General features: G+C 62.6%; 9 protein-coding genes. 7 read left to right on the top strand and 2 right to left on the bottom strand.

Translation table 11 applies throughout. The annotated features are described in order from the left end of the window. Positions 1-300 precede the first annotated feature (300 nt). From AC07UR_RS05535 to AC07UR_RS05515, 5 genes are all read left to right on the top strand, one after another. Positions 301-1599 (top strand): Hsp70 family protein, encoded by a 1299-nt coding sequence (locus tag AC07UR_RS05535; protein ID WP_173419388.1) that lies wholly within the window; start codon positions 301-303, stop codon positions 1597-1599. A 41-nt stretch (positions 1600-1640) separates the two neighbouring features. Then, positions 1641-2534 carry a uracil-DNA glycosylase gene (locus tag AC07UR_RS05530; RefSeq protein WP_209787026.1) on the top strand — a complete coding sequence of 298 codons (894 nt, stop codon included), beginning with the start codon at positions 1641-1643 and terminating at the stop codon, positions 2532-2534. Between the two features lie 142 nt (positions 2535-2676). Continuing rightward, positions 2677-2853, top strand: coding sequence for a hypothetical protein (locus AC07UR_RS05525; protein ID WP_112807130.1), 177 nt, complete (start codon positions 2677-2679; stop codon positions 2851-2853). 64 nt (positions 2854-2917) lie between these two features. Next, positions 2918-3073 carry a hypothetical protein gene (locus tag AC07UR_RS05520; RefSeq protein ID WP_173419386.1) on the top strand — a complete coding sequence of 52 codons (156 nt, stop codon included), beginning with the start codon at positions 2918-2920 and terminating at the stop codon, positions 3071-3073. A 210-nt stretch (positions 3074-3283) separates the two neighbouring features. Further along, entirely contained in the window at positions 3284-4576 is a 1293-nt protein-coding gene (locus tag AC07UR_RS05515; RefSeq protein WP_209787027.1) for an MFS transporter, read from the top strand. A 9-nt stretch (positions 4577-4585) separates the two neighbouring features. On the opposite strand, the gene AC07UR_RS05510 is transcribed toward AC07UR_RS05515, so the two are convergent. Further along, entirely contained in the window at positions 4586-5524 is a 939-nt protein-coding gene (locus tag AC07UR_RS05510; protein ID WP_209787028.1) for a DMT family transporter, read from the bottom strand. A 421-nt stretch (positions 5525-5945) separates the two neighbouring features. Between AC07UR_RS05510 and pepN the strand changes: the two genes are divergently transcribed. Further along, positions 5946-8594 carry an aminopeptidase N gene (gene pepN / locus AC07UR_RS05505; RefSeq protein ID WP_209787029.1) on the top strand — a complete coding sequence of 883 codons (2649 nt, stop codon included), beginning with the start codon at positions 5946-5948 and terminating at the stop codon, positions 8592-8594. A 184-nt stretch (positions 8595-8778) separates the two neighbouring features. Then, positions 8779-11139: a PAS domain-containing sensor histidine kinase gene (locus tag AC07UR_RS05500; protein WP_173419382.1), complete on the top strand. Its 2361-nt coding sequence runs from the start codon at positions 8779-8781 to the stop codon at positions 11137-11139. Here AC07UR_RS05500 and AC07UR_RS05495 read toward each other — a convergent pair. Continuing rightward, positions 11118-14075 (bottom strand): bifunctional [glutamine synthetase] adenylyltransferase/[glutamine synthetase]-adenylyl-L-tyrosine phosphorylase, encoded by a 2958-nt coding sequence (locus AC07UR_RS05495; RefSeq protein ID WP_209787030.1) that lies wholly within the window; start codon positions 14073-14075, stop codon positions 11118-11120. The two genes, AC07UR_RS05500 and AC07UR_RS05495, sit on opposite strands and share 22 nt — an antisense overlap.

The following is a 14075-nucleotide window of genomic DNA, read 5'->3' as shown; positions in this document are numbered from 1 at the left end:
TTCGCCGCTGTCATTGTGGGCTGCCGGGCTTGCAGCCTTGCTTTTGCCGAATAGCCATGTCACGAGGCCGGTCATTCGACATTCCGGCGGAAGACGCCGGCAATCCCATCCGCAACCGGCATTTCGGCAAGGCGCCCACGGCGCCGGAACGGCATGCCTTTCGCTGCATTCCAGGTGTCGCCGACCTCCCCGGCACGAGCCTAGAAAGCGGCGTGCGGAACAAAGCCGTGTCGCCTTGCGCAGCCCTGGACAGGGCGTGGCGCAACGACACCAAAGACATAGGACGTCAGGAGACATCACATGGCCAGAGCACTGGGCTTCGATTTCGGCACCACCAACTCGGTCCTCGCTGTTTCGGCAGGCGACACCACCCATTCGATGAATTTCGACAGCCTGGCGGGCAGCACCGACGCCATGCGCACGGCACTCTCCTTCATGAAGGATCCGAACCTCGGCGCGTCAGCGTTGAAGGTGGAAGCAGGACAGGCGGCCATCCGCTCGTTCATCGACAATCCCGGCGACTGTCGTTTCCTGCAGTCGATCAAGACCTTCGCCGCCAGCCCACTGTTCCAGGGCACGCAGATCTATGCCAAGCGCCACAGCTTCGAAGACCTGATGCGGGTGTTCCTGACCAAACTGAAGGACTATGCTGGCGACGATTGGATGAGCCAATATAGCCGCATCGTCGTCGGCAGACCCGTCCGTTTCGCCGGTTCCAGCCCCGATCCGGCATTGGCACTCGAGCGCTACAGCGCTGCCCTTTCGGAATTCGGCTTCCCCGAAATCCACTATGTCTACGAGCCGGTGGCGGCGGCATTCTACTTCGCCCAGAACCTCAAGCGCGACGCGACCGTGCTGGTTGCCGACTTCGGCGGCGGCACCACCGACTATTCGCTGATCCGTTTCGAGACCAAGGCGGGGCGCCTGACGGCGACGCCGATCGGTCACTCGGGCGTCGGCATCGCCGGCGATCATTTCGACTTCCGCATCATCGACAATGTGATCTCGCCGCTGATCGGAAAGGGGAGTCTGTTCAAGAGCTTCGACAAGCTGCTTGAAGTCCCGTCGAACTACTATGCGAATTTCGGCCGCTGGAATCAGCTTTCCATCTTCAAGACCTTGAAAGACTTCACGGAACTGAAGAAGCTGGTGCGCCAGAGCCTGGAGCCGGAAAAACTCGAGGCCTTCGTCGACCTGATCGAGCATGACGAGGGTTACCCGCTCTACCAGGCGATCTCCGCAACGAAGATGCGCCTGTCGCAAGAGGAAGAGACGGAGTTCTATTTCTCGCCGCTCGGCGAGATGTCTCGCCGCACCGTGCGCCGCGCCGACTTCGAAGGCTGGATTGCGCCCGAGCTTGCCCGCATCGAGGAAGCGCTCGACGAGGTCCTGACGACAACGGAGACGCCGCCCGCAAGCATCGACAAGGTGTTTCTCACCGGCGGCACCTCCTTCGTGCCGGCGGTGCGCAACCTGTTCGAGCGGCGCTTCGAAAAGGACCGGATCGAAAGTGGCGGCGAATTGCTGTCGATCGCCCACGGTCTGGCGCTGATCGGCGAACATGACGATATCGGCCACTGGACCGCGAATGCGGCATGAAGCCATTGGACCGACTTTTCTGACGTGCTAGGTTGGCGCCCATGATCTCTGCCGACACCCTCTCCCCCGGCCAACTCGCCGCCCTGCTCGCCTTCCATGCGGACGCGGGTGTCGAGTGGCTCATGGAGGAGGAGCCTGTCGATCGCTTCGCCGAGTTCGAGGCGATGAAGGCGGCGCGTTCGGAGCAGCGCCAGCAAGCAGGCGCAAGCCAGCCCGCAGCCCGCTCGGAGGCAGCGCCTGCGACGCGACAGCAGGCAAGCCCGGCCGCCAATCAGGCCCGTGAAACGCGCGCTCCGGCCCCCGCCGTCAACGCCCCGGCGGTCGCCATCCCCGACGCCCAGGCCGTCAAGGAGGCGCAGTTTGCCGCCGATTCGGCACGCTCGCTTGCCGAGCTGCGCCTCGCCATGGAAGGCTTCGTCGGCTGCAATCTCAGAAACAGCGCCCGCAATCTCGTCTTTGCCGAAGGCGACACGTCAAATGGCGTCATGATCGTCGGCCCCATGCCCTATGCGGACGACGATCGCGACGGCCAGCCTTTCTCAGGAAGGCTCGGCGACATGCTCAACCGCATGCTGGCCGGAATCGGACTGTCGCGGGAGGGCGTTCTTCTCAGCAATGTCGTGCCGTGGCGACCGCCGGGCAACCGGGTGCCGACCGCGCGCGAAGCCGACATCTGCCGCCCCTTCATCGAGCGCCAGGTTGCGCTCGCCGAGCCCAAGCACCTGTTGCTGCTCGGCAATTTCACGGCGCGCTTCTTTTTCGGCGGCAGCGACACAATCCACCAGCTGCGCGGCGAATGGCGCGACCTGCAAATGGGCGGGCACACCGTCCCGACCCTCGCTACCCTGCACCCGCAGGACCTGGTGTCAGCGCCGATCAACAAGCGCTTCGCCTGGCAGGATATGCTGGCCTTCAAGGCTCGCATCAGCGGCTGACCGCCGCCTGTCCTTTTCATGAACAAAGTGTGAAGAAAGCCATGCGGTTTGCGCATATCTGTGCGGCGTTCTGATGCATTGCAAAATCCATGCTGCAGCGCAATATATCGGAACGGGAGGAATGGAATAAGGAACAAGAACCATGACTGCCCGCTTTCGCCCGATCCACAGCAGCTTTGAGACGCTCCGTCACACGGGCGCCGCTCTGCGGACGCCGTTCAACCGTTTCGGCACGGCAGCCAACGAGCAGATGACTGCAATCGGCCTTGCCCGGACCACCCGTCCGTCGCAACTTTTCGCCGACTTCATTCAGCGTTGATCGCTACGCGGTGCGCCGAGGCGTGCCGCCCCAATGAGACGACGTTAAGACAAGGAACACGATCATGACCAAGCCCATCGCAAGCCTCAGGGTCCTGTTCGATTCGATCGCCGATATCGGCACAGCCGTTCGTGCCTCGCGCGAATACACCGCGCTCAGCACCACCAAGGATGCCCGCCGCGCTCATCGCTCGGCGATCAGCCCGCTGCTGCCGAACTGACAATGCCCGACGACGGACAGTTACCGTCTTTTTGCTATCGGCTGTCGCAATCGACAGCGCCTTGAAAACTGGATACAGCCACACTCGTTTCGAGTTTGAAGCGATCGGTTCATCCGGCATCACCGCCTGACTGCCCTCGCTCCACGTCGCGCCTTCGTTGCCAACCATCCGGTTGTTCAAGTCGGCGCGTATTTGTTTTCAGGAGCGCCGATGCTGGCCAGTCTCGCTTCCGTCCTCAGCCTGATGCTGTCCACCCTGTTGATGATGGTGGCCTTCGGGCTTCAGAGCTATGTCATCCCGGTCCGATCCGTCGCCGAGAACTGGTCGACGCTGACGGTCTCGGTCATCGCCACCGGCTACACGGTCGGCTTCACGCTCTCCTGCATCGTCACGCCGAAATTCGTGCTGCGCGTCGGCCATGTCCGCGTCTTCACGGCACTGATCACACTGCTTTCGATCGCCATCCTGCTTTGCGGGCTCGTCGTCGACTGGCGCCTCTGGATCGTCTTTCGCGCCATATCCGGCTTCGCCATTTCCGGCAGCTATCTCGTCATCGAAAGCTGGCTCAACGAAAGGGTGACCAACGAGAACCGCGGCATGCTGTTCTCGCTCTACCTCATCACCACGATGGTCGGCACCATCGGCGGGCAATACATGGTGCCGCTCGGAGACCCGACCAACACGTCGCTCTTCATCCTGTGCGGCGTGCTGTTCTCTTTGGCGCTGCTGCCGACGGCGCTCTCCTCCTCGCCCATGCCGGCACCGCCGGCACAGGCGCGGTTCGATATTCCCGGACTGTTTCGCCGCTCTCCCGTGGCCGTGGTCGGCGGCTTTCTCGCCGGCGCACTTTCGGGCGCCTGGCTCAATCTCGGCGGTGTGTTTACCCAGAAGATCGGCCTCTCGACGGCTGAAGGCGCAACCCTGCTTGCCTCGCTCCTGACCGGCAGCGCCATTTCGCAGATCCCGATCGGCCGCGCCTCGGATCGCATTGACCGGCGCATCGTCATGGCCGGTTGCGGTATCGTCGGGGTTATCTCCTGCCTGGTCATGTCCGCTTCCATCGGCAGCAGCCCGACGGTGCTCTACGTGATTGCGGCCTTCGTCGGCTCGGTGCTGTTCCCGATCTATGCGCTCAACGTCGCGCATGCCAACGACCTCGCCAAACCGGACGAGTATGTCGAGATCTCCTCAGGCCTGATGATCACCTACGGCCTTGGCACGATCTCCGGCCCGCTGATGGTCGGGCCCGTGATGGACCGCTTCGGGCCAGCGGCACTGTTCATCGTGCTTGCCGTCTACTTCGCTCTCTATGGAGGTTACGCCGCCTGGCGCATCCTGCGGCGCGGCCAGCACGAGGGACTGGTCGCCAAGACCGACTTCCAGGCGACCACGGTGCTGCCGACACCGGGACCCGACGTCACAAGCCCGACCGCCCAGCAGGCATCGCAGGAGAGGCTGATCGAGGACGACACGGTGCCGGCCTGGGAGCGCCAGCCGGAGTAGGCGCGAGCGTCAGCCCTGCGGCGTGACGTGCTTGCGGGCGCCCTTGCGCTCCAACCCGAGACGGTGTTCGCGAAAGATGATGAAGATGCCGGCGCCGACGACGATGGCAGTGCCGATCAGCATCGTGCCCGTCGGAATGTCCTCGAACAGAAAATAGCCGATGATCAGGCCGAGCACGATCGACGTGTATTCGAACGGCGCAATCGTCGACATGTCGGCGTGGCGGTAGCTTTCGGTCAAAAGGATCTGCGCCACGCCGCCGCAAAAACCGGCGACCATCAGCAAGAGGAACGCCTCCTGCGAGATGCTCGGCCAGCCGAACGGCAGGGTGGCGAGCGAAAAGACCGAGGCCGAGAGCGAGAAGTAGAGCACGATCGTGTGGGTGCGCTCGGCCTTCACTAGCTTGCGCACCAGCACCATGGCGATCGCGCCGAGGGCTGCTGAAAGCAGCACCGCCGCCGCCCCGAGCGCCTCGGACGATCCCAGACCACCTTCGCGAAACAGCGTCAGCCGCGGCCAAGTGATGATCATCACGCCGACCAGACCGATGACGACGGCGGACCAGCGGTAGAGGCGGACGGTCTCGCCGAGAAAGATCGCAGCAAAGGCAACGGCGATCAGCGGCATCGCATAGCCGATGGCGATGGCTTCCGGCAACGGCAAATGCACAAGACCGTAAAAGCCGAAGCTCATTGCCAGGATACCGACGAAGCCGCGCGCAATGTGGCCACCCAGGTCTTTCGTCTTGAATGCGTCGCGCACTTGGCCGCGAAAGGCGAGATAACCGAGGATCGGCACCATGGCGAAAGCGGATCGATAGAAAGTGATCTGGCCAGTGGCGATATCGGTTCCCGCCGCCTTGATCAGGGTCGACATGCAAACGAAAATGACGACCGAAAGGACCTTGAGCAGGATCCCTTTCATCGGGTTTTCGACTTCGGCATCCATGGAAAGCACTTCTCGGGCCTGCGCGGACAAGGACCGCAGCGGCGACAGTTTGGGAGATTTGGGTGAGAAGCTCACCGGAGAACCATGTCACTGTAGCCGTGCTGCCCGCGAAAGTCGGATCAAACTTCTTGATGACTTGTGTTTTTTCTTGATGAATTCGCAGTCGTCGCGCCGGCCGCAAAGATTTCTTTAGCGAGGTCGAAAAAAACCTTTCCGGTTTATTTCTTGTTAGTGCCACTTCGATACACGTCAAAGCGATAAGGGAGCGGGAAGAATACCGGACGCCATGTCTTTTCTGCCGGAAGTGCGGTCGCCGGCATCACAATCGTGTGGCATATCCGGCTTTTCGCCCTTTGGCCTTTTCACCATCACAAGCGCCCTCTACAAATCCACCAGTAGCAAGGCGCGAGCGGGACTGACCATGCGGACAAATACTGGCCAGATCATTCATCTGGAAGACTACCGGCCGACCGACTTCGTTCTTGAAAGAGTGGATCTGACCTTCGAACTAGACCCGAAGGAAACGAAGGTCGAAGCGCGGTTGATCCTGCATCGGCGGGAAGGCGTCGACGCATCGGCGCCCCTGGTGCTCGACGGCGACGAACTCGTCATGACCGGCCTGCTGCTCGACCAGGAAGAACTCGCAGCCACGCTCTACGACGTGACCGACGACACGCTGACCATCCGTGGCCTGCCCGAGGCCGCCCCGTTCGAAGTCACCATCACCACGTTGCTCTCGCCCGAGACCAACACCAAGCTGATGGGTCTCTACCGCACCAACAGCGTCTATTGCACGCAGTGCGAGGCGGAAGGCTTCCGCCGCATCACCTATTTCCCGGATCGCCCTGATGTTCTCGCCGTCTATACGGTCAACATCATCGCCGACAAGAAGTCCGCGCCGCTGCTGCTTTCCAACGGTAACTATCTCGGCGGCGCCGACATGGGCGATGGCCGGCATTTTGCCGCCTGGTTCGATCCGCATCCGAAGCCCAGCTATCTCTTTGCGCTGGTTGCCGGCGACCTCGGCGTAGTCGAGGACACGTTCACCACCCTGTCTGGCCGCGACGTCGCGCTGAAGATCTATGTCGAGCACGGCAAGGAGCCGCGCGCATCCTACGCGATGGACGCGCTGAAGCGCTCGATGAAGTGGGACGAAGACGCCTTCGGCCGCGAATACGATCTGGACATCTTCATGATCGTCGCCGTCTCCGACTTCAACATGGGCGCCATGGAGAACAAGGGGCTCAACGTCTTCAACGACAAATACGTGCTGGCCGACCCGGAAACGGCGACGGACGCCGACTACGCCAACATCGAAGCGATCATCGCACACGAATACTTCCACAACTGGACCGGCAATCGCATCACCTGCCGCGACTGGTTCCAGCTCTGCCTGAAGGAAGGCCTCACCGTTTATCGCGACCACGAGTTCTCCGCCGACATGCGCTCGCGCGCCGTCAAGCGCATCGCCGAGGTCCGGCACCTGAAATCGGAACAGTTCCCCGAAGATGCGGGCCCCCTCGCCCATCCCGTCCGGCCGACGAAATACCGCGAGATCAACAATTTCTACACGACCACGGTCTATGAAAAGGGCTCCGAGGTCACTCGGATGCTTGCGACCATTCTCGGTCGCGACCTGTTCAAGAAGGGCATGGATCTCTATTTCGAGCGCCACGACGGCCAGGCTGTGACGATCGAGGATTTCATCGCCTGCTTCGCTGAAGTCAGCGGCCGCGATCTCAGCCAGTTCTCGCTCTGGTACCATCAGGCAGGCACACCGCTGGTGACGGCCTCCGGCGTATACGACGCGGCAAAACAGACCTTCACCCTGTCGCTGGAACAGACCGTGCCGGCGACACCGGGGCAAAGCGCCAAGGAGCCGATGCACATTCCGCTGCGCATGGGCCTGCTGCTCGAGGACGGTGCGGAAGCGGACCTTTCGAGCGTAACTGGCGCGGATATCACTGGCGACGTGCTCCACCTCACCGAGCGCAAGCAGACTGTGGTGTTCTCCGGTATCACCTCGCGCCCGGTTCCATCGTTCAACCGGGGCTTTTCTGCCCCGATCAACCTGCATATCGAGCAGTCCGACGACGATCTGGCGCTGATCGCCCGGCATGAGAGCGATCTGTTCGCCCGTTGGCAGGCGCTCAACGCCATTGCGCTTGCCAATCTGGTATCAGCGACAGCCGACGTTCGTGCTGGCAAATCCGTCACTGTCGAAAGAGCCCTCATCGATGGCCTTATCGGCGCGGCAGCCGACGACACTCTTGAGCCGGCATTCCGGTCGCAGGCGCTGTCGCTGCCAAGCGAAGCCGACATCGCCCGCGAGATCGGCGCCGACAACGATCCAGACGCCATCCATACCGCCCGGCAGCAGGTCCTCAAGGCGATCGCCGTTACCGGACGCGAGACCTTCCTCCGGCTCGCGGACGAAATGGCGTCGAAGGCTGCCTTCAGCCCGGATGCGGAAAGTGCCGGACGCCGCGCTCTACGCAACGCCGCCCTCACCTATCTCGTCCATGGCGAAGACAATCCGGCGCGGGCGGCGGAAGCCTTTGCAGCCGCCGACAACATGACCGACCTCAGCCATGCCCTGGCGCTGCTGGCGCACCGGTTCCCGGATGCACCCGAGACGGCTCAGGCACTTGCGACCTTCCGCAAGCGATTTGCCGACAACGCGCTCGTCATCGACAAGTGGTTTGCCGTTCAGGCGACGATCCCGGGCGCCGGCACGCTCGATCGCATCAAGACCCTGATGACGGAGCCACTTTTCAACGGTAACAATCCGAACCGCGTGCGGTCGCTGATCGGCAGCTACGCCTTCGCCAATCCGACAGGTTTCAACCGCGCCGATGGCGAGGGGTATCGTTTCCTCGCCAAGCAGATCCTAGACATCGATCCGCGCAATCCGCAACTCGCAGCGCGCATCCTGACCTCGATGCGCTCCTGGCGCTCGCTCGAAGACGTGCGCGCCGGTCACGCCCGCAATGCGTTGAAGGAAATTGTAAGCGCGACCAAGCTTTCAGCCGATGTCAGCGACATCGTCGAGCGCATGCTCAAGGCCTGAAAAGCCTGGAAAAATTAGTTGTTATCGAGAGGCCGGGCCGCTTGGGCGACCCGGCCTATTATTTTCCAACGACAAGAAATGGTTAAGAAATCTTTACCCTTTCCTCTGGACAAGGCGAATCGCCCTGTGATTCATTGAGTCAGATTCGGGCGAGCGGCGCGCCGAATCATCAGAGGGTTTCACATTGGGTAAGATGGCGGACGCGCGACCAGCGAGCGCAGCCGACGGGCGGTTGCGACTCAGGTTTCCAGGCTTTGCCGGCCTGGAAAGCGAGTTCATCTCGCAGGCGAAGATTTTCGCCGAGCCGACGTCGCAGCGTCTGGCGAGCGCGGAGCCTATTCTCAAGCGTTCCATCCCGATCCTCATCATCGCATTCCTGATCATCGTCGCGGTTTCGCGCATGTCCGGCATCATGGACGAACACAGCAGGATGGAGGACAGCTCGCGCCAGACCGTCGGTCTCGCAGCCGCCACCGCTGTCGCAGCGTTTCAGGCCGACGGCATGACGCTGTTCGACGAGGGCCGCCGTTGGGACGCTGAGCAGCGCCTGACCCAGTACTTGCCCACCACCATGCTCGATCCGGGCACGTTCCTTTTGACTGTGCGCAAGGATGGCCGGATCTTCGCCAGCACGCCGGATGGCGTGCCGCTGATCGGCCGGACACTTGCCTCGGTGGCACCGGATATCGCCACGCTGCAGTATTACGGCGAACATTCCAGCATCATGAAGACGGCCATCGACGGCATCGACCATATCGTCGCCCTCGCACAGTTGCCGGAAGCGGCCGGCGTCATCCTGGCAGCAACGCCGGTGACCCAGCTGGAAACGGCGTGGCGCGACGAGGTGTCGCTCAATGTGACACTGTTTGCCGGCATTTCGGCGATCCTGCTGGTGGTCCTTTACGCATACTACATCCAGGCCAAACGGGCCCGCGACGCCGACTCGGTGTTTGTCGAATCGAACCTGCGGGTAGAGACCGCGCTATCGCGCGGCCGCTGCGGCCTCTGGGATTTCGACCTTGCCAACCGACGGCTGTTCTGGTCGCGGTCGATGTATGAAATGCTGGGCATGCCCGGCGAAAGCAGCGTGCTGTCCTTCGGCGACGCCGCACGGCTGATGCATCCCGACGATCGCGGGATCTATGGCGTTGCCCGCACGATCGCCCGCGGCGATGCACGCCAGATCGACCAGGTGTTCCGCATGCGCCATGCGGACGGCCACTATGTCTGGCTGCGCGCCCGCGCCGAGATCATCCGCACCGTTTCCGGCCGCGCCCATCTCATCGGCATCGCCATGGACGTCACCGAACAGCATCGCCTGGCCCAGCGTTACGCGGAAGCTGACCAGCGCCTTGCGGATGCGATCGAATGCACCTCCGAGGCCTTCGTGCTCTGGGACAAGCAGGACCGGTTGGTCATGTGCAACACGCACTACCAGGAAGCCTACAAGCTGCCGGACCACGTGCTGGTGCCGGGCACGGAACGTATCGCCGTTCACGCAGCGGCAGCCCGTCCGGTGGTGGAGCGCCGCATCGCCGATCCGGACCGGAGCAACCACTCGCAAACGACGGAAGTGCAGCTCGCCGACGAGCGCTGGCTGCAGATCAACGAACGGCGCACGCGCGACGGCGGCCTCGTTTCTGTAGGCACCGACATCACGCTTCTGAAGCGGCATCAGGTGCGGTTGCGCGAATCCGAACGCCGGCTGATGGCGACCATCGGCGATCTCTCGGCCTCGCGCATGACGCTGGAAAGGCAGAAGACGGAGCTTTCGATCGCCAACGCCAACTATCAGGCGGAGAAGGAACGCGCCGAGGCGGCCAACCGCGCCAAGTCGGAATTCCTGGCCAACATGTCCCATGAACTGAGGACTCCGCTCAACGCCATTCTCGGCTTTTCGGAGATCCTGCAGACCCAGATGTTCGGGCCGCTCGGCTCCGAGAAGTACGATGAGTACTCGCGCGACATCCACGAGAGCGGCAAACACCTCCTGAACGTGATCAACGACATCCTGGACATGTCGAAGATCGAGGCGGGCCATATGCGCATCAGCCGCGAGACGATCGATCTGGCACCGCTGATCGAGGAGACGATCCGCTTCACCACGATCCCGGCGCAGCAGAAGAACATCCATGTGGTGCAGCATATCGCTTCGGGCCTGACCGTGGTCGCTGATCGTCGGGCGATGAAGCAAGTGCTGCTCAACCTCCTGTCGAACGCCGTCAAGTTCACCAATGAAGGCGGGCGGATCTCGCTACGCGCCCGCAAGGTCACCGGTGCGGTGACGCTGACGATCGCAGACTCCGGCATCGGCATCCCGCGCGACGCCCTGCAGAAGATCGGTCAGCCCTTCGAGCAGGTGCAAAGCCAGTATGCCAAGAGCAAGGGCGGCTCCGGCCTCGGGCTTGCCATCTCCCGCTCGTTGACGCGCCTTCACGGCGGAACGATGAAGATCCATTCCGCCGAGAACGTCGGCACCATCATTTCTCTGCGCATGCCCGATCGCGAAAGCGACCCGCAGCCCTATCCCGAAACCACAGACTGAAAAATTCGCCTGACGGCCTTCGACAGCCGCTTGATATCGGCCTCCAGCGTCTTCAGGTCGGGGTAGTCTCCGGCACGGCAGACGAGGTCGACGAGGCCGGCCGGCGCCTCCTTGGGGTCGAACTCTCCCTCGATGCACAGCCGCACGATCTGCGACAGCTCGGTGAAGAGGCTCAGCGCTTGCATCGTTGTATCGACATCGTTCGGGTTCATCATCGCACCGCCAAGCACCTTCAAGGCATCGGCCGTATGGGCACCGGCTTCAAGCGGTGGCACGCCCTTGGCGGGTGCGATGAGCGCCAGGTATTGCGCGATGAACTCGATATCGACGAGGCCGCCGGGGATCAGCTTGAAATCCCAGATATCACTCGGCGGCTTCTCGCTGTCGATCATCTCGCGCATCGAGATCACGTCGGCGCTGACTTTGGCAACATCGCGCTTCTGGCCGAGCACCTCGGTGAAGATGGCGTCGGCTTGCGCCTTCAGGCTGTCGTCACCGCAGATACAGCGCGCCCGCGTCAACGCCAGATGCTCCCAGGTCCAGGCTTCTTCGCGCTGATACTTGGCAAAGGCATTGATGCGGGTGGCGACCGGCCCCTTGTTGCCGGATGGCCGGAGCCGCATGTCGACCTCATAGAGCACGCCTTCGGCGGTCGGCGCCGAGAGGGCTGCGATCAGGCGCTGGGTCAGCCGGGTGAAATAGCGCATCGGATCGAGCGGCTTGCCGCCGTCCGATTCCGTGGCAGCGTCGTCATAGTCGTAGAGCAGGATCAGATCGACGTCAGAGCCCGCCGTCAGCTCGTGGCTGCCGAGCTTGCCCATGCCGACGACAACAATGCGCCCGCCCGGAAAATCGCCGTGGACCGAACGCACCTCTGCCAGCACCGCGTCCACCGCCGCAGCGATGATCAGGTCGGCAAGATCGGTAAAGGCCCGGCCCGCCTGCGCACCAGAGATGGAGCCCGTCAACAGGCGAATGCCGATCAGGAAACGCTGTTCTGCAGCGATGATGCGCAGCCGGTCGAGCACTTCTTCATAGTGACGGGCGCCGGCAACGAAGTTGGCGATGCGCGGCGCCAGATAGTCCCTGGTCGGCAACTCCGCCAGAAGGCCGGGATCGAGCATGCCGTCGAACACATGTGGCCGCGCCGCGATGATCTCGGCCAGCCGCGGCGCAGACGACATGATGTTGACGATGAGCGACAGGAGCCGCGGATTGTTGCCGAGCAGTGAAAACAGCTGGATGCCGGCCGGCAGACCGGAAATGAAGTGATCGAAACGCAAGAGTGCTTCGTCGGCGCGCCGGCTCTCGCCGAAAACGCGCAGGAGCTGTGGCGTCAGTTCCGTCAGACGCTCGCGCGCTTCCACCGACTGCGTCGCGCGGTAGCGGCCGTAATGCCAGGTGCGGATCGTGTGCGAGATGTCGGAGGGCCGCTGGAAACCGAGCTTCCTCAGGGTCTCGAGCGTATCGGGATCGTCACGCTGGCCGGTGAAGACCAGATTGCCGGTCTCGCTCGAAAGCTTCGCCTCCTGCTCGAAGAGTTGGGCGTAGCGTCGCTCGACGGTACGCAGGACCTTTGACAGGTCCTTTGAAAAGCTGGCCGTGTCCTCGAAACCGAGCATGAAGGCGATGCGCTTCAGCTCCGCCTCTGTCTCCGGTAACACATGGGTCTGTTCGTCGCGCACCATCTGGATCCGGTGTTCGACATCGCGCAGGAACCAGTAGGCCTCGACCAGTTCGTCTGCCGTCGTCTCGTCGATCCAGCCGGCCTTGACCAGCGCGCGCAGCATCGGCTCGGTTGCCTTCAGCCGCAGATCGGGCATGCGCCCGCCGGCGATCAGTTGCTGCGTCTGAACGAAGAACTCGATCTCGCGGATGCCGCCGCGACCGAGCTTGATATTGTGCCCCTTGACCGCAATCTCGCCGTGGCCCTTGTGCGCGTGGATCTGCCGCTTGATTGAATGGATGTCGGCAATTGCCGCATAGTCGAGGTACTTGCGGAAAACGAACGGCGTCAGTTCTTTCAAGAATGCATCGCCAGCAGCGATGTCACCGGCAACGGGACGCGCCTTGATGAAGGCGGCGCGCTCCCAGTTCTGCCCCCTGCCCTCGTAATAGAGCATGGCCGCCTCGACGGGGATCGCGAGTGGAGTCGAGCCGGGATCCGGACGCAGCCGCAAATCTGTGCGAAAGACGTAGCCGTCGCCGGTGCGCTCCTGGAGGATGCGGATGAGGCGTCGCAGCAGCCGGCCGAAGGTCTCGGACGCGTCGTCGCGATCGACGACGATGCCGGACTGCGGATCGTAGAACACCACGAGATCGATGTCGGAGGAATAATTGAGCTCAAAGGCGCCGAGCTTGCCCATGCCGAGAACGACGACGCCGGAACCTTCGCTGGGGGCAGTCACATCCTTGAGTGCAAGCTTTCCCGCCTGGTGGCCGCTCAGCAGCAGATGGTCGATCGTGGCAGAAACCGCAGCACCGGCAAATTCGCTCAGCCAGCGCGTCGTCTCGCGACCGTCGAAGTGTCGGGAGAGATCAGCCAGCGCCACGGCAAAAGCAAGCTCGCGCTTGGCCTTTCGAAGTCGCGTCATGACCTCGGTGTCGGGGAGCGCCACGCCCGGCTCTGCCGGCGCCCAGGCGTCTCGCGCTCGCCGAACCCTTTCGGCAAGAAATTGCGGCAGCGGTTCTGTCAAGATCTGTTCGAGTATGCCGGGCTGACTGCCACCGGTGTCACGCAGGAACGGCGACAGGGCAAAGGCAGAGATGACGAAGGCCTTGAACGGCGTTTCGGATGCCAGCAGGCGGCTGATCCGATCATGGCCCTTGGCCATGTCCTTCAGTACCGACAGCGCGGATTTGGCGTCGGCCTGGCTCGCCGGTTTGATCGGCGCCGTCTCCATGCCCCACCAGTGCCCTGCCATCGTATCCTGCAT

The sequence above is a fragment of the Ensifer sp. GW821-FHT05G01 genome, from assembly GCF_059419585.1.
Note: the sequence above shows the minus strand (reverse complement) of the source record. Positions and strands in the feature narration are given on the sequence as shown.